At 34.3% G+C, this 17,806-nt stretch carries 15 protein-coding genes; 13 read left to right on the top strand and 2 right to left on the bottom strand.

The annotated features are described in order from the left end of the window. Positions 1 to 39: 39 nt before the first annotated feature. From secA to L866_RS09445, 6 genes are all read left to right on the top strand, one after another. Entirely contained in the window at positions 40 to 2,433 is a 2,394-nt protein-coding gene (gene secA, locus L866_RS0102930; protein WP_025729000.1) for a preprotein translocase subunit SecA, read from the top strand. 84 nt (positions 2,434 to 2,517) lie between these two features. Beyond that, a protein-coding gene (gene prfB, locus L866_RS0102925) for a peptide chain release factor 2 (RefSeq protein ID WP_211236678.1) occupies positions 2,518 to 3,646 on the top strand; the annotation gives its coding sequence in 2 pieces (ribosomal slippage) (positions 2,518 to 2,589 and positions 2,591 to 3,646; 1,128 coding nt in all). Between the two features lie 129 nt (positions 3,647 to 3,775). Then, on the top strand, positions 3,776 to 4,462 hold the full coding sequence (gene ftsE / locus L866_RS0102920; RefSeq protein WP_025728997.1) for a cell division ATP-binding protein FtsE: 687 nt from the start codon (positions 3,776 to 3,778) through the stop codon (positions 4,460 to 4,462). Further along, the gene (gene ftsX / locus L866_RS0102915; RefSeq protein WP_025728995.1) at positions 4,452 to 5,339 is read left to right on the top strand and encodes a permease-like cell division protein FtsX; all 888 of its coding nucleotides are present in this window, start codon (positions 4,452 to 4,454) and stop codon (positions 5,337 to 5,339) included. The genes ftsE and ftsX overlap by 11 nt, the downstream gene beginning before the upstream one ends. Before the next feature lie 124 nt (positions 5,340 to 5,463). Next, positions 5,464 to 5,940, top strand: coding sequence for an S-ribosylhomocysteine lyase (locus L866_RS0102910; protein WP_025728993.1), 477 nt, complete (start codon positions 5,464 to 5,466; stop codon positions 5,938 to 5,940). A gap of 18 nt (positions 5,941 to 5,958) precedes the next feature. Then, complete coding sequence (locus L866_RS09445) at positions 5,959 to 6,135, top strand: hypothetical protein (RefSeq protein WP_156919503.1); 177 nt, start codon at positions 5,959 to 5,961, stop codon at positions 6,133 to 6,135. A 48-nt stretch (positions 6,136 to 6,183) separates the two neighbouring features. On the opposite strand, the gene L866_RS0102900 is transcribed toward L866_RS09445, so the two are convergent. Both L866_RS0102900 and L866_RS0102895 read right to left on the bottom strand, forming a co-directional pair. Continuing rightward, a complete protein-coding gene (locus L866_RS0102900; RefSeq protein WP_025728992.1) occupies positions 6,184 to 7,926 on the bottom strand; it encodes an ABC transporter ATP-binding protein in 1,743 nt (580 codons plus the stop codon). Then, positions 7,927 to 9,666, bottom strand: a complete 1,740-nt coding sequence (locus L866_RS0102895; RefSeq protein ID WP_025728990.1) for an ABC transporter ATP-binding protein — start codon at positions 9,664 to 9,666, stop codon at positions 7,927 to 7,929. A 170-nt stretch (positions 9,667 to 9,836) separates the two neighbouring features. Between L866_RS0102895 and L866_RS0102890 the strand changes: the two genes are divergently transcribed. The 7 genes from L866_RS0102890 to L866_RS0102860 all read left to right on the top strand — a co-directional run. Continuing rightward, entirely contained in the window at positions 9,837 to 10,610 is a 774-nt protein-coding gene (locus L866_RS0102890) for a DUF4931 domain-containing protein (protein WP_025728988.1), read from the top strand. Positions 10,611 to 10,735: 125 nt separating this feature from the next. After that, positions 10,736 to 11,863, top strand: a complete 1,128-nt coding sequence (locus L866_RS0102885; protein WP_025728986.1) for an RNA polymerase factor sigma-54 — start codon at positions 10,736 to 10,738, stop codon at positions 11,861 to 11,863. Between the two features lies 1 nt (position 11,864). Then, positions 11,865 to 12,569, top strand: a complete 705-nt coding sequence (locus L866_RS0102880; RefSeq protein WP_025728984.1) for a YoaK family protein — start codon at positions 11,865 to 11,867, stop codon at positions 12,567 to 12,569. A gap of 14 nt (positions 12,570 to 12,583) precedes the next feature. Then, complete coding sequence (locus L866_RS0102875; RefSeq protein ID WP_245578428.1) at positions 12,584 to 15,472, top strand: insulinase family protein; 2,889 nt, start codon at positions 12,584 to 12,586, stop codon at positions 15,470 to 15,472. A 17-nt stretch (positions 15,473 to 15,489) separates the two neighbouring features. Then, a complete protein-coding gene (locus tag L866_RS0102870) occupies positions 15,490 to 16,080 on the top strand; it encodes a hypothetical protein (protein WP_025728982.1) in 591 nt (196 codons plus the stop codon). Next, complete coding sequence (gorA, locus tag L866_RS0102865) at positions 16,064 to 17,422, top strand: glutathione-disulfide reductase (RefSeq protein ID WP_025728981.1); 1,359 nt, start codon at positions 16,064 to 16,066, stop codon at positions 17,420 to 17,422. The genes L866_RS0102870 and gorA overlap by 17 nt, the downstream gene beginning before the upstream one ends. A gap of 135 nt (positions 17,423 to 17,557) precedes the next feature. Then, positions 17,558 to 17,806 (top strand): transposase (locus tag L866_RS0102860; RefSeq protein ID WP_025728979.1); only part of this gene is annotated, 249 nt, incomplete at its 3' end.

Below are 17,806 nucleotides of genomic sequence, written 5' to 3'. Positions count from 1 at the left end.
ACTCAAATTTAAAATTGAAGGAAATTAGAGGGAGATTGCATGGCGAATTTTTTTAAAAAATTAGTTGAGAACGATAAGAAAGAATTACGACGTTTAAACAAAATTGCAAACAAAGTATTTTCATATGAAAAAGAATATGAAAATCTTTCAGATGAACAATTGAAAGGAAAAACAGAAGAATTTAAAGCACGTTATCAAAATGGTGAATCATTAGATAAGCTATTACCAGAAGCTTTTGCTGTTGTACGCGAAGGAGCTAAGCGTGTTTTAGGATTATTCCCATATAAAGTACAGGTCATGGGTGGGATTGTTTTACACCATGGGGACATTGCTGAAATGCGAACAGGGGAAGGTAAAACATTAACAGCAACAATGCCTGTTTACTTGAATGCTATTAGTGGCGACGGGGTACACGTTGTAACGGTTAATGAGTATTTATCTACTCGTGATGCTGAAGAGATGGGTGAGTTGTATAACTTCTTAGGTCTTTCAGTTGGTTTAAACTTAGCAGGTAAATCTGCTGCTGATAAACGTGCAGCCTATGCTGCGGATATTACTTATTCAACCAATAACGAATTAGGATTTGACTATTTACGTGATAACATGGTTGTTTATAAAGAACAAATGGTACAACGTCCATTAAACTTTGCAGTTGTTGATGAGGTGGACTCTATCTTAATCGATGAGGCACGTACACCGTTAATCATTTCTGGTCAAGCTGAAAAGAGTAATATTTTGTACAGTCGTGCAGACTTTTTTGTAAAAGGATTAGTAGAAGAAGAAGACTATGTGATTGACATTACAAGTAAAACAATTGGTTTAACAGATGATGGAATTACTAAAGCGGAGCAAACATTCCGGACACCAAACCTTTATTCTGTTGAAAATGCAGCCTTAACTCATCATATTGATCAAGCATTACGTGCTAACTACATTATGATTCGTGATATTGATTATGTAGTAGACGAAGGCGAAGTAAAAATTGTTGACCAATTTACAGGACGTATTATGGATGGTCGTCGTTATTCAGATGGATTGCATCAAGCCATTGAAGCAAAAGAAGCAGTAGAAATCCAAAATGAATCAAAAACTATGGCGACTATTACATTCCAAAATTACTTCCGTATGTACAAAAAATTATCAGGTATGACGGGTACTGCAAAAACAGAAGAAGAAGAATTCCGTGAAATTTATAATATGCAAACCATTGTCATTCCAACTAACCGTCCAATTATCCGTGATGACCAAGAAGATTTATTATATCCAACTCTTCAATCGAAATTTGAAGCAGTTGTTCGCGATATTAAAGAGCGTCATGCTATGGGACAACCAATTCTAGTCGGAACAGTTGCTGTTGAAACAAGTGAATTGTTAAGTCGTTTACTTGCAAAAGAAAAAATCCCGCATGAAGTTTTAAATGCTAAAAATCACTTTAAAGAAGCTGAAATTATTGTAGGAGCAGGACAACGTGGTTCAGTTACAATTGCGACGAACATGGCTGGTCGTGGTACGGATATTAAATTAGGTGCAGGTGTTAAAGAATTAGGTGGATTATGCGTTATCGGTACAGAACGTCATGAGTCACGCCGTATTGATAATCAGTTACGTGGACGTTCAGGACGTCAAGGAGATCCCGGTGCGACACAATTCTACTTGTCATTAGAAGATGATTTAATGCGTCGTTTTGGTAGTGAACGTATTCAAGCGGTATGGAATCGTATTGGTAGTGGAGAAGACGAAGATATTGTTATTCAAAACCGTTTCTTTACACGCCAAATTGAATCGGCACAAAAACGTGTTGAAGGAAATAACTATGATACACGTAAAAACGTTTTAGAATATGATGAAGTAATGCGTGAACAACGTGAAACTATTTATAGCCAACGTTTACAAGTGATTAATGAATCTGAAAGCTTAGAAGATGTTACATTAAATATGATTCGTCGTACAGTTAAACGTTTAGTTGAAACTTATACAATTGGCGAGCCAAAAACATGGAACTATGAAGGATTATATGATGCTGTTATTGCAGCAATCGCATCACCTCAACAAATTAAGCTTAGTGAATTGGAAGGTAAACAACCGAAAGAACTAGAGCAAATTATTTTAAACTTAGCAGAATCAATTTATGCTGAGAAGAAACACCAACTAAATGGTGCAGAACAATTACTTGAATTCCAAAAAGTAGTCATCTTACGTGTAGTTGACCAAAAATGGACCGATCATATTGACGATATGGACCAATTAAGAACTGGTGTTGGGTTACGTGCGTATGCTCAAACTAATCCGTTAACAGAATATCAAACAGAAGGTTATTCTCGTTTTAATGAAATGATTTCTGCAATTGATTTCGATGTAACACGTATTGTGATGAAGAGTCAAATTCGTCAAAACTTACAACGTGAACAAGTAAAACCAGCTCATAGTAACTAATCAATAGCCATTAATTAACAGCTGAATCGTTACGGTGATTCAGCTGTTTTAATTCATAACAGAACTTTTAAAGGAGTCGATCAAATGGAAATTAGCGAATTAAGACATTTAGTAGCCGATAGTTCAGAAAAGATTCAAAGTTTTAGGAGGTCTCTTTGACTTAGATCAATTAGAAGAAGATATCGCTCGCTTAAATGAAGAAATGTCGCTACCTGGTTTTTGGGATAATCAAAGTAGAGCACAAGCTACTATTGAAGAAAGTAATCAGAAAAAACAAGTTTATGAAGAATTTGTTAGTTTAGATGAACGATTACAAGATGCTGAGTTGGGACTTGAATTATTAAAGGAAGAACCTGATGAAGACCTATTCAATGAAACAGTCAATCGTGTAAAAGGTTTAACAGAAGATATAGAAAGATATGAATTAAACTTATTACTTGATCATCCTCACGACCATGCCAATGCAATTGTCGAATTACATCCAGGTGCGGGTGGTACTGAATCACAAGATTGGGGTAGCATGCTTCTTAGAATGTATACAAGATGGAGTGAAAAACATCAATTCCAAGTAGAAATGATTGATTATCAAAATGGTGATGAAGCGGGTATTAAGTCAGTGACAATGCTCGTTAAAGGGTTAAATGCTTATGGCTATTTAAAAGCAGAAAAAGGTGTGCATCGAATGGTTCGTATTTCTCCTTTTGATGCTGCAGGAAAAAGACATACTTCTTTTTGTTCAGTTGATATCGTGCCAGAAATCGTAGGAGAAATCGACATTGAGATTTCTAGTGATGAATTAAAAATTGATACGTTCCGAGCAAGTGGAGCAGGTGGACAGCATATTAATAAAACAGATTCGGCAGTTCGTATTACTCATTTGCCGACAGGAATTGTCACACAAAGCCAATCACAACGTTCACAACTTCAAAACCGTGAAACAGCGATGAATCTTTTAAAAGCAAAATTAATTCAACGAGAAGAAGAAGAACGTGAGAAAGAACTCGCTCAAATTCGTGGTGAACAGTTAGAAATAGGTTGGGGATCTCAAATTCGAAATTATGTATTCCATCCATATTCTATGGTGAAAGATGTACGAACAGCACATGAGACAAGTGCCGTTGATCAAGTGATGGATGGTGATTTGGATGGTTTTATCGACGCTTACTTAAAATGGAAACTTTCAAAATCGAATACAAATGATTCACTCAATTAAACTGTTGTTTGATTGACATATAATTGTAAGGAAAACATATAATCTGTGAATGAATCAAGTGGTATAATTAATGTTTGAGAGTAGTAAATGATTGATTATATTAGAAAAGAGGGGAAAAATTTGTCAGTAATAGTTGAAATGATGAATGTCGAAAAGTATTATGATAACGGTCTAAAAGCCCTCGAACATGTAGCTGTTCAAATTGATCAGGGGGAATTTGTCTATTTAGTAGGTAGTTCTGGAGCAGGGAAATCGACCTTAGCTAAATTACTTTATCGCGAAGAAGAAGCGACAAATGGTCATATTGAAGTCGGCCATTTTAATGTCACAAAAATGCACCCAAGACAAATACCGATGTTACGTCGATTCGTTGGGGTAGTGTATCAAGATTTTAAATTATTACCGCGTTTAACAATTTATGAAAATATTGCTTATGCGATGGAAGTAATTGGTAAACGTCCAAGAGAAATTAAACGTCGTGTTTCTGAAGTATTGGAATTAGTTAATCTTTCTTCAAAAGCAAAAATGTTTCCAAATGAAATATCTGGTGGGGAACAACAGCGGGTAGCGATTGCACGTGCAATCGTGAATACACCTGGTATTCTAATTGCTGATGAGCCTACAGGTAATCTGGATCCAGAAACATCAATGGAGATTATGAATTTATTAGAAACCATTAATCATCAAGGAACAACCGTAATAATGGCAACGCACAATAATCATATCGTTAACTCTCGTCCACACCGAGTGATTCAAATCGAAAACGGTATGATTGTTCGAGACCAAGAGAGAGGAGCTTACGCATATGATAATTAGAAATTTCTTTCGACATGTTCGTGATGCGATTAAAGGGCTAACTCGAAATGGGCTACTAACATTTGCATCAATTACTGCAGTATCTTTAACTTTATTATTGTTTAGTTTTTCAGCTAGTTTGTTAATGAACGTAAATGAAGTAGCATCTTCTGTTGAGAGTGATGTGACGATTAAAGTATTTATTGATGTTGCGGCTTCAAAAGAAGATCAAAATAAACTCTTAGATGCAATCGAAAAACAGCCTCACGTCAAGAAAGCTGAATATCGGACAAAAGAACAAGAACTGGAGGATTTAATCAAATCTCAAGGTGAAAATTTTGATTTGTTTGAAGATGATTCTAATCCTTTAAAAGATACGATTATCGTTTACTCAGATGACCCACAGGAAACTAAAACTGTAGCAAAAGCGATTCAATCGTTGCAATATGTTAGTGAAGTTAATTATGGAGGAGCAAGTGTTGAAAAATTCTTGCAATATATTGCAACAACTAGAAATATCGGTATTGGTATTTTAATCGCATTACTTATAGTTGCAGTCTTCTTAATCTCTAACACAGTTCGAACAGCCATATATTCACGTCAAACAGAAATAGAAATTATGCGTTTAGTTGGGGCGAAAAATTCTTATATACGCGCACCATTCTTTATGGAAGGTGGTATTATAGGATTTTTAGGCTCGATTATACCAATTATTTTATTCTCTGGTTCATATTTATTTGTATATGATCGTGGAATGAACTTTTTATCAGGCACTGCAATGAAATTGATTGAGCCGTTTCCACATGTTATCTACATTAGCGGTGCAATGTGTATCATTGGGATTGTTATTGGTTCATTTGGATCAATGTTTTCAATTTCTCGCTTTTTAAAATATTAAGATATAAAAACAGACAAGTTCTTGTCTGTTTTTTTCTTTTCTTATAAAAGCCTTTTCTTTATTTATAAAAGCCCTTTTATAGTATATAATAGGTATGTAAAGAATAATATAAAGGGGTGAATAAATGGCAAAAGTAGAAAGTTTCTCTTTAAATCACGATCAAGTGAAAGCACCATATGTTAGGGTTGCGGGAAGTGAAGAGGGAAATTTAGGGGATTCAATTAGTAAATTTGATATTCGTCTTGTTCAACCAAATATTGAAGCGATACCAACTAGTGCATTACATACGTTGGAACATCTTCTTGCCGCTTATATAAGAGATTACTTAGATCATGTAATTGATATTTCACCAATGGGATGTCGAACAGGATTTTACTTAATCATTTGGGGGAAACCGACAGCAGAAGAAGTAGCTGTTGCCATGACTAAAGTATTAAGAAAAGTCGTTGAGAGTGAATGGGAAGATGTACAAGGAACGAAGCGTAAAGAATGTGGGAATTATCGTGATCATTCATTATTTGCAGCAAAAGAATATGCCAAAATTGTATTAGAACATGGTTTTAGTAAAGATGCTTTTGAGCGACAAGTTGTATCGATTTAAAAAGAAAGGGTGTAACGAATGGAAAAAGAAAAACAATCAGAAAAACAAACAGAGTTGATGATGGGTTGGAGCGATAATAGTGAAGACAAAGATGTAAATTCACAAGATTGTGCAATGTGTGTAGATACAAGCTTTCATGTCGTGACATCGGAAGACGAATTCCAAGAATTATTAAAAGGATTATTTGAAGATTAATATTAAAAACTCTCCTGATTATGTCAGGAGAGTTTTATTTTATTATCATTAATTTTTTTTGAATTGACTTTGATATAATTTATAATATTGTCCTTGTTGACGAATTAAATCATTGTGGTTACCGTATTCAACTAATTTGCCTTGGTCCAGAACAAGTATGACGTCTGCTCGTTGAATCGTAGATAAGCGATGAGCAATCACAATACTAGTTCGATTACGTGTTAATTGATCAATCGCTCGTTGAATATGCCGCTCTGTTCGCGTGTCAATTGAACTAGTCGCTTCGTCTAAAATCAGTATTGGCGGGTTAGATAACATGAGGCGTGCAATAGTTAAAAGTTGACGTTGTCCTTCTGATAAATTTGTACCATTTTCTCCAATAATTGTGTCATATCCATGAGGTAATTGATTAATAAATCCATCAGCTTCAATTGCTTGAGTGACGGATATAATATCTTTTTCAGTTGCATTTGATGCCCCTAACATGAGATTTTCTTTAATTGTACCGTTCTTCAACCAAGTTTCTTGAAGAACCATGCCAACTGCTTGATGTAGGGATTCACGTTTAAGCGATTGAATATTTTGACCGTCAATGGTAATTCGGCCTTGATTAATTTCATAAAAGCGCATTAATAAGTTGATTAAAGTGGTTTTACCGCTACCTGTTGTACCAACGATAGCAACTGATTGTCCAGGCAGAATGTCAAATGATATATTTTTAATAACCGGCTTCTCTGAATAGCTAAAACTCACCTGTTCAAACGACACAGCACCTTTAATTGGTGAAATAAGTTGTTTTCCCCCATCATCTATTTCTTCTGGTAAATCAATTAGTTCAAATACACGTTCGAAACATGCAACCGTATTTTGAAATTCACTCATCACACTTGAAATATCATTAAAAGGCTTAGTATATTGATTCGCATAGGCTAAAAAAGCGGTAAGCTGGCCAACTGTCACCATTCTTTTTATTGCTAATAGGGCACCTAATAAAGCAATAATGGCATAAATGACACCATTAATAAAGCGAGTTACAGGCATAGCAACGGAAGATAAAAAGGTTGCTTGCCCCCAATTTTCTTCGAGCGCTTCATTAATTGTTTGGAATTGATGATAAGCTGTAGTTTCATAATGATTAGCACGTACAGTTAATTGTTCGCTAAATACTTCTTCAACTAAATTCATTTGTTGACTTCGAATATCTCCTGTTTTTGAAAAATAGCCATGAGTAGCTCGTGAAATATATCGTGCAAACGTAATTGAGCTAGGAGTCAATGCTAACACAGCAAGGGCTAAATATACATTAGTAGAAAACATAAATCCTATCGTTAAAATAATTATGAGTATGCCTCTAAACAACTGAGTAAAAACTAAAAGCAAACCGTCTGTAATTTGTTCAACATCGGTAATCAATGTTGAAACATAACTTCCGTAACCTCGATTATCAATAATTTTAACAGGAAGCTGAGCTATTTTTTGAATAGCTCGCGTACGTATAGATTGGGTAACTGAAAAAACAATCTGATTGTATATGATGTTGGTCAAGTAATCACTAATTGCAGTTAACAGTATAATAACTCCAATAATTTTTAAGTGATAAAATAGCGGTTCATAAGCAACTTGCTTCATTCCAATTAATTGGTCAATCGCTTGACCTATTTTTAAAGGCATATATAACGATAAACCAACTGAACAAATTGTTAGAATAAAGGCGAATAAAAGATGCCACAAATAAGGCTTCAACTCAAATATTAAACGTTTAAAAAATGACTGTTTAGATTGTTTATCCAATTAAGAGACCTCCAAACCTTGAGAAATAGCGATTTCTTGATAAATCGGACAGCGCTTGATTAATTCATTATGTGACGCACAATCAATTAGACGGCCTTGATGTAATACCATAATCATATCAGCATGTTGAATGGTTGAAATGCGTTGAGAAACTTGGAACAATAATTGTGTGCTTGGCCATCGTTTGAGGGCGCTTAAAACGGCTTGACCTGTTTGATAATCGAGCGCAGATAAGGCATCATCTAAAATTAAAATCGGTGATTGTTTGATTAATGCTCGTGCAATCGCTATGCGTTGACGCTGTCCACCAGAAAAATTACGGCCAAATTGGTCTATTTTAGTATTTAATCCATTTGGCAATTGATGCACGAAATCACTAGCTTGTGCGGCGGTGAGTGCTTGTTGGATTAATTCATCAGACGCATCAGGGTTGCCCATTTTTAAATTTTGAGATAGTGTACCTTTAAATAGAACAGCTTCTTGTAAGACGCTGGCAACTATTTTCGTTTGAATCGGATGAGGCAATTCATGCACGTTTTGCTCATTGATATATATATTTCCTTGGGTCGGTTGATAGATTTGCGCTAATAAATGGACTAAGGTCGATTTACCAGAACCAGTCCCCCCAATAATTCCAATTGTTTGTCCAGCATGGAAAGTCATATTAATGGGAGACAAAGCAAATTGTTTAGCATGTGGAAATTGATACGAAAGCTGATTTAATTCGACTGATTGAACTGTTGTTTGTGAAGATGATTTATAGGCCTCATTATTTGTTTTAAAGGCCACAGTTCTACTGGAATCAGCTGATAAGACACTAGCCACACGACGACTACTCACAATGGCGCGCGACATTGTAATTATTAAATGAGCAAATTTGACTAATTCTACGAGTAATTGAGTTAAATAATTAACAAGTGCAACGATAACTCCTTGTGACAATACGCCCTGATCAACTAGTGGACCACCTGAATAAATAATCCAAACAATGCCTAAATTTAATAGAACGAAAGTCAGAGGATTGAGTAAATTAGAAAAATAACTAACTCGAATTTGTTGATGGGTTAATCGTCGATGTGTGAATTTAAAATGCTTGACCTGATTTTCACTTTGATTAAAGCTACGTAATACACGAAGCCCACTTAGAAAATCACGCGATTGAGTAGTTAAATGATCCATTCTTTCTTGTACTTGATGATATAAGGGTAAACTGAAAACTAAAATAATAAATATAACTAAAAATAAAAGACTCGTTATAATAGCAAAGCGTTGACCCATTTGAGGATGCAACCAAAAAGTAGCCACTAATGTGCCAATAATCATAAAAGGACTTCGTAAAAACAGTCTAAAAAATAAATTAACTCCTTGTTGCATTTGATTAATGTCACTAGTCATTCGAACAATCAAAGAATCTGTTCCAAAGGCAGAGAGTTCTTCATAAGAAAATTGATGAACTTTTTTAAAAAATGCTTGTCGAACTTGTGAGGCAAACCCGATAGCTGATTTTGACGCATAATATTGAGCGACAATCGCAAATGCAACACCTAGAACACCAATAATAATTAATAGTGCAGTATACAAATAAATGGTTAAGGTGCGGTTTTCCTGAATACCATTATCAATCATTTGAGCAATGAGAAAAGGAACTAATAATTGAAAAATCGCTTCGAACCATTTAAATAAAGGACCGAGTAAACTTTCTTTTAAATGGGGTTTAAAATAAGGTAAAAATATTCTCATAATCATCCTCTTTTCAAATCATTTTAAAGTATGGATTTAATCTTTTTATGAAAAAATCACAAGAAAAATATCAACATTTATCTATATGAAAGTGGTATCATAGAAGTATGTTAGATAATGCTATATTAACATGATTGAAATAATTCGTCATGTGACGAAGGAGAATTTATATGTCAGATTTAAAAAAAGTAATGTTGACATTTGACCCGATGATATCGTCGAAGAAACCTAACGATGTAGTAGGAGAAAGTTCATGTCCGTTTTGTTCGTATACCGATATGGAGAACTTAATCAAAGAAGACGGGTCGAGATTATGGGTGAACAACAAATATCCTACAATAAAAGAAGTGAATCAAACAGTTATTATTGAATCAGATGCACATGATTTTAGAATGTATGAGGCTGAATCGTGTGAATTAAATCAATTATTTAAATTCATTATGTCTTGTTGGCGTCAATTTGATGAATGGCCTTCAAATCTGCAAACCGTATTTTTAAAGAATCAAGGTATTCATTCTGGTTCAAGTTTAAATCATCCACATCTTCAATTGTTGGGATTCAAAGAAGACGTTGGTTCGTTATATATGCCGAGTGACTTTGAAGGGATTGTAGTGAAAGAAACGGATCAATTATTCATTACGGTATCGACGCAACCAATTTGTGGGTATATCGAATTAAATTTAAGAGTTCATCAAGATGCGGCTATTAATAGCTGGACCAATGACTTAATGGGACTTGTTCGTTTCGCAGTAGGCTATCGCGATCCGAGCCATCCAAGTTATAATATTTTTGGGTGGAAAATTGACGAATACTATCAATTTAAAGTAGTCCCACGATTTGTTACAAGTGCTTATTATATTGGTTTTCGATTGAGTCAAGTTTTTTCTACAGATCAATTAATACAAATTGCTGAAGATTTGAAACTTAATTATTTAAGTAGTTAAAATAAACGGCATTAATTGTATCAATGCTAATTGTTAACTGTTAAATGTTGAATAAAATCAACCGAAATTGCTGAAAGTAACATTAATAATTTTTACTTTATAATTTAAGAGAGGTGGAATATAAAATGATACTAAGAGTTAGAAATAAAACAGAGCAAGCAATCGTTCCTAAATCACAAATGGTTAAAAATGCGGTATTACTTTTAAATTATACAATTGATGAATTAAGACAATTTATCCAGTTGAAATCAACAGATAATCCTCTTATCCAAGTAGAATGGCAAGATAGTGGGATTAGTTTAGATGCTGAGTCAATTCCAGATACACCGTTATCTGAAGAAGAAGACCATTCTATTTTATCTGAGCAAATTAGTGAAGATGAAAGTAGTCAGACTTTAATTAGTCATTTACTAAATCAAGTCGATTTGTATATGCGTGAAACTTTTTTAAGAGACTTAGTATTATATATGATTGACTATATTGATCGAGATGGTTATTTTAGAATGCCGTTAGAAGATGTTGAACGTCGCACTGGGGCAAGTGCTATTGAGGTATTAGATGCACTGACACTCATTCAGTTATTAGATCCAGCAGGAATTGGTGCACGTGATTTACAAGAATGTTTAGAATTGCAAGCTTTAAATGATAATGAGGCTCCAATAGGTGCTTATGACATTTTACATCACTACTACGATGCCTTCGTAGCCAATGATAAAGAAACTATTCAAAGCGAATTAGCAATGAGTGATGATGATTATGAAAAAGTATCTGCTTATATTCGTCAATTAGACCCGACGCCAGGACAACAATTTGAGCATTCAGATGAAGTTATTTTATCGCCTGCAGTATCGATTAAACGTCAAGATGATAAACTGATTGTTCGTTACTTAGATCGTTATATTCCGAATGTGCATCTGGATGAAGTATACTATGATGAGCTTATTCAGTCACAAGATGAAGAAGTTATCGAATATGTTAAACAGCAAAAAGAAGATGCTATGTTGTTAATTGAAGGATTGAAAAAACGTCAACGCATGATTGTACAAGTTAGTGATGCCATTGCGAGAAGCCAGTTTAAGTATTTAATGCAACAAAGTGATGAATTAGCACCATTGTATTTGCGCGATATTGCTAATGAAACTGAATTAAGACTTTCAACAGTTAATCGTATCGTAATGAATCATGCGGTTATGTCAGATCGTGGGATTATTCCTTTAAGATATTTAATATCAACTAGTCTCAAGGAGGAATAAAATGTATCGAAAACTGATAGAACCTAAACTATCAGAATCTTTAATAATTGGTGGTTTGCTCGCATTAATTGGTGGCGGGTTAGATGCTTATACTTACACCACAAGGGGTGGAGTATTTGCGTTTGCACAAACAGGAAATATTTTGTTATTAAGTATTCACATATTTGATTTAGATTATCATGAGGCGTTAAGATACGTTTGGCCCATATTTGCTTTTATGATTGGCACTTATGTGGGATTAGAAATTAAGCACTTTTTTGCTAAATTACGTATGCGACGGTCGATTCGTATTAATGAACAGCAAATATTATTATTAATTAATGCAGGATTACTATTAGTAATTGGCTGGATACCACTAGGTGAAATGGATTTTATTGCGAACTTGATTGTATCATTTGTTTGCGCGATGCAATTGCAAACCATTACTCGTTTAAAAGGTCGTAATTTTATGTCGACTATGCAAACTGGTAACTTGCGATTAGGAGTGATTAACTTTTTCAATTTTAGAGTGACTCATTCTTTATATGATTTATCTAGTGCTGGACTGTACTTTTTAATCATTGCAATTTTTATAAGTGGTGCATCATTTTGTACGTATTTAGTCCATATGATTGGTAAATGGGCCATTTTATTTCCATTTGCTTTAACTTGCTTAATTGCATTAATTTTATTTTTAGAAGAAACACCCAAAAAAAACACTAAATAATAGGAGGAATTATATTGTTTCAATTAATTACAAAAGAAAATTTACCTGATATTCAATCAGAAGGACATTTATATGTTCATGAGAAAACTGGAGCAAAAGTATTACTTTTAAAAAATGATGATTCAAACAAAGCTTTTACAATTGGATTTAAAACACCACCGTATAACGATAATGGAATTGCACATATTTTAGAACATTCAGTATTAAATGGCTCTAAAAAATTTCCATCAAAAGAACCATTTGTTGAGTTAATAAAAGGCTCATTGAATACTTTTGTTAATGCGATGACGTTTAGTGATAAAACAATTTATCCAGTTGCTTCAACTAATCAAAAAGATTTTATGAACTTAATGCATGTATATTTGGATGCTGTTTTTCAACCGAATATGTTAACCAATCCATTAATATTAGCACAAGAAGGATGGCACTATCATTTAGAAGATGAAAATAGTCCGCTAATTTATAAAGGGGTAGTATACAACGAAATGAAAGGAGCATTAGCTTCACCAGAAGCGCTCACTTCACGTTTAATCCCTAATACATTATATGAAGGATCCATCTATGCTTTTGAATCAGGTGGAACACCGGCTGCAATCCCTTCATTAACACAAGAAGAATTTGTTGCCTTTCATCAAAAATATTATCATCCATCTAATTCATTTACAGTTGTATATGGCGATTTTAACGATGAGGTCGTATTTAATCAAATTGGTGAATACTTTGATGCATATGATCGCTTAGCAGAGTCAGTTGATTTACGATTTGAAGCAACTTCAGCTTTAGCAAATGATTTAGAAAGTACTTATTCTATAACTGCTGGTGAAGACCCAACTGGAAAAGATTATTTAACATTATCTTATCACGTAGGAACAGCATCCGAGCCACACTTAGAATTAGCATTTGATATGTTAAGTGAAATATTATTAGGAAATAATCAATCACCACTGAAACAAGAGTTAATTAAAGAAAACATCGCTGAAGATGTATATGGTGGAGCAGGTAATTATGGCTTTCCTACAGTGTTTTCGATTACATTAAAAGAGACGCAATCGAAATATTTTGATCGTTTTGAAACAGTCGTCCGTGAAACATTGGAAGGATTAGTACAAAATGGTATTGATAAAGATCTAATTGAAGCTGCTTTTAATAAAATGAGTTTTCGAATGAAAGAATTAGCCATATCAGAATCAGAGCCGCGTGGAGTGATGTATGCTATTACTTCTTTAGGCACTTGGTTATATGATGAATCACCATTTAATTCATTCCGAGTAACGGATTCGCTTAAAATTATCAAAGAGCGTGTGAATAATGGATGGTTTGAACGCTTAATTCAAGAGCGCTTGTTAGATACGAATCATAAATCACGTCTCAGTTTAGTTGCAGAACCTGGTAAAAATGATCGGATTGAAGAACAGGTGCTAGAACAATTGAAAGAATACAAAGAAAGCCTATCTAAAGATGAAATCAATCAATTAATTGAGGAGACTCAAGCCCTCATTCAACGTCAAGAAACTCCTGATCGACCAGAAGATTTAGATAAAATTCCTATGTTGAAAAAAGAAGATTTAACAACTAATACACCAGATTATGAAGTTGAACAATTGTCGATTGAGAAGAGTGTTATGCTACATGTTCCACAGTTCACAGCAGGATTAGATTATTTAAATTGTTATTTTGATATAAGTGATATGACGCCTGAAGAATATATGGATTTGAGCTTGTTAAGTCAATTACTGACACAATTAGGAACCGAATCGTATGCCGCAAGTGAATTGCAAACCGTATTAGACGTTAATACAGGTGGAGTGTCTAGTTTTGTAGAAGTGTATGAAAAGAAATCTGGCGAGTTGCGTCCATTTTTTGCCATTCGTGGAAAGGCTTTGCAAGAAAAATTCAATCAATTAGTTGATTTAATAAAAGAGATAGTAACAAAGACAGATTTTTCAAAACAAGCCGATATAACGCAAGTTGTTCAAAGTGCATTATCTCATTTTGAATTGCAAATTAATTTTTCAGCTAATCATTTAGCTATGAATCGGGCGTTAAGTCATCATCAATCAGTCGCTAAATTAAAAGAATTAATTCAAGGAATTGATCAATATAACTATTTAAAAACGGTTCGCGATGAGATTAAAGAAAAGGGTTCAAAAGAGTTAGCGACTCGTTTAGCAAAACTTCTTGAACGCGTCATTAAGCAAAATCGATTAACCATTTTATATGTAGGTGAACACTCTCGTCAACAAGAAGTGATGCAAGTATTAAGAACATTTGTAGATACAATGGAAGCAGGAGAAGTGTATGAAGCGAAGCCAATTATGATCAATCAGCCTGTTGATGAAGCCTTTATTGTAGCACAAGACGTCAATTATGTAGCTTTAGCTACAAATGTTAAAGATAAAGTGGCGTTTTCAGGAACACATAAAATTTTAGAAACGATATTACGTTTTGATTATTTATGGAATACGATTCGTGTAAGAGGCGGAGCTTATGGTGCAAGCTTTATCGATCGAATGAATGGTGATGTAGGATTCAGCTCATATCGCGATCCTAACATTGATAAAACGTATACTGCTTATGAAGGTGTTCCTGCGTTTATCGCATCACTAGAATTGAGTAATCAAGATTTATTGAAATCAATGATTGGAACGATGAGTTTGTTGGATCGTCCAATTTCAGCCTATCATAAAGGTGTCTTGCAGTTTAGTCGTTTTGTTACAGGCTATACCGCACAAGATACAACGCAATTAAAACAAGAAGTGCTGAACACCACTTTGGATCAATTACACGAACTAGCAAAAGATTTTGAAACGGTCATTGAACAAGGGACAAAAGTCGTTATTGGTAATAAAGGACAAATCGAAGATACTCAGGAATTATTTAGTGAAATAAAAGTATTAAATTAAATGCGAGGAGAAATGTTTTGAATCAAAACAAAGAGTCAGAATTTAGTTCATCTATGAATCGGTCGTCATGGATAGGATTGGATCCATCCAAATTTTTGATTTATGAACCGTATATTAATCGCAGTTACTTTTGTGGTAGTTATTCTTCAGCAGCTTTGATCGATTATTTAATGACTTGGATGTATAACAAGCACTTAGACTTCAATCAATTACTCAATGGGTTCAAATATACAAATGATCGTTCCTTTCTATACAAAGGAACGATTGTTTGGGATATTGTAAAAGGGCTAAGAAATGTACTTGGAGAAGATAGCCCCTATCGAGTTCGTTGGACATTGCATCCTCGTCCAGTCATACAGAAAGTTTTAAATCAAAAAGAATTGCCTCTTATTATTGGAACAATTGGTTTACTTAGTCATTATGGCAATCATTGGTTATTGGCCTATGCTTATCAAGCAGAAGATGAGCAAAAATATCAAGTATTGTGTTACGATAATCATGGTAAAAGTAGGGCAATAGTCAATGGCGATGAAATACTACTCGCAATTTGGCTTGAAAAGATAGAGACGCCTAAAGAAAGGGAGTTTATCCATGACAAAACAGTATGATTATGACATTATTTCAATCGGTGGCGGGAGTGGCGGTATAGCTACAATGAATCGCTCAGCCATGTACGGAGCCAAGGCAGCAGTTATTGAAGGCGGAATATTAGGAGGAACATGTGTTAATATCGGATGTGTTCCTAAAAAAATTACTTACTATGCTGCTGAAATTGTGCGTTCCATTAAGCAATTTTCAGCTGACTATGGATTAGATGCTTCGTTAAATGGTTTTGATTATGAAACTTTTAAGGCAAACCGCGAATCATATATTACTAGAAGTCGTAATTTTTATAAGCGTTCATTTGAAAATAATCATGTCGATTATATTCAAGGATTTGCAACGTTTAAAGACGAACATACAGTCATCGTAAACGGAAAAGAGATTACTTCAAAGTATATTTTAATTGCAACCGGTGCACGTTCATTTATGCCAAACATTCCAGGGATTGAATTAGCTGAGAATTCAAAAGACTTTTTTGGTTGGGACCGACTGCCTAAAAAATTAGCAATTGTTGGTGCAGGATATATTGCAGTAGAACTAGCTAGTTCATTGGCACACTTAGGCGTTGAAGTTCATTTGTTTGTTCGCTATGAAGCACCTTTAAGACACTTTGATCAAATGATTCAAGAGAACAATGTGAAAGCTTTAAAAGCAGAAGGTGTACAAATTCATACAGATTCCATATTGAAAGAAATTAAAGCAGCTGATCACAATGAAAAAGAGGCACATTTTGAAAATGGTTATGTCGATCATTTTGAAAATATCATTATTGCAGCTGGTTTAACACCGAATACCGATCAGTTAAATATTGAAGCAGTAGGGGTTGAATTAGATGATAAAGGATTCGTAAAAGTTGATGAGTATCAAGTGACTAATGTTCCAAGTATTTTAGCATTAGGGGATGTGACACCCGCTCCTAAATTAACGCCAGTGGCTATAAAAACAGGGCGAACATTAGCTGCACGATTATTTAATAATCAGCCACAAGCTAAAATGGACTTTTCAAAGATTCCAACAGTGATTTTTACACATCCATCGGTTGGGACAATTGGTTTGTCTGAAGAAGAAGCGATTGAAATGTATGGAAAAGATGAAGTGAAAACATACACTATTCAATTCCGTTCAATGTATACAGCTCTTGGTGATTCAGCAGAAAAATGTTCAATCAAGATGATAGTAAAAGGAAAAGAAGAATTAGTAATTGGTTTACATATTGTCGGCCAAGGTGCAGATGAGATGTTACAAGGATTTGCTGTTGCCATGACAATGGGAGCTACAAAAGCAGATTTTGATCGTACCGTTGCGATTCATCCAACAAACGCAGAAGAAGTTGTCACACTCCGTTAATTAAATGGCGAAAGAGGCTGGGACAAAAGGCCTTTAAAACCGTCCATTTTTTAGAAATTGGACGGTTTTTTATAAAAAAAGAAGACACCTTTGATATAATAGTAATAACAACAAAACTATTAGGAGGTGTCTTCTTTGTTTATTAATTTTAACACGAATCAAACAAATTTACCAATCAATTTAGCAACTTATTTAGAGGCTGATCACATCGTTTTTCACATTTATAATTTTGTTCATTCATTAGATTCTTCATATTTTGAAATGTTTAGGACAACTAATGGCCGTCCGGCCTACCATCCAAAAGCAATTTTGATGGCACTTCTTTACGCTTACAGCGAAGGCACTTTTAGTGGTCGTAAAATTGAAAAAATGATGAAAGAGAAT

Source organism: Atopobacter phocae ATCC BAA-285, from assembly GCF_000526675.1.
Classification (GTDB): Bacteria; Bacillota; Bacilli; order Lactobacillales; family Aerococcaceae; genus Atopobacter; species Atopobacter phocae.
This window is presented reverse-complemented; position numbering and strand designations above follow the sequence as displayed.

Bases quoted from the DNA above. Each gene is read 5' to 3' on its own strand.
- secA (WP_025729000.1), top strand. From the start codon at position 40: ATGGCGAATTTTTTTAAAAAATTAGTTGAGAACGATAAGAAAGAATTA.
- ftsX (WP_025728995.1), top strand. From the start codon at position 4,452: ATGATAATTAGAAATTTCTTTCGACATGTTCGTGATGCGATTAAAGGG.
- L866_RS0102910 (WP_025728993.1), top strand. From the start codon at position 5,464: ATGGCAAAAGTAGAAAGTTTCTCTTTAAATCACGATCAAGTGAAAGCA.
- L866_RS09445 (WP_156919503.1), top strand. From the start codon at position 5,959: ATGGAAAAAGAAAAACAATCAGAAAAACAAACAGAGTTGATGATGGGT.
- L866_RS0102895 (WP_025728990.1), bottom strand. From the start codon at position 9,666: ATGAGAATATTTTTACCTTATTTTAAACCCCATTTAAAAGAAAGTTTA.
- L866_RS0102890 (WP_025728988.1), top strand. From the start codon at position 9,837: ATGTCAGATTTAAAAAAAGTAATGTTGACATTTGACCCGATGATATCG.
- L866_RS0102885 (WP_025728986.1), top strand. From the start codon at position 10,736: ATGATACTAAGAGTTAGAAATAAAACAGAGCAAGCAATCGTTCCTAAA.
- L866_RS0102880 (WP_025728984.1), top strand. From the start codon at position 11,865: ATGTATCGAAAACTGATAGAACCTAAACTATCAGAATCTTTAATAATT.
- gorA (WP_025728981.1), top strand. From the start codon at position 16,064: ATGACAAAACAGTATGATTATGACATTATTTCAATCGGTGGCGGGAGT.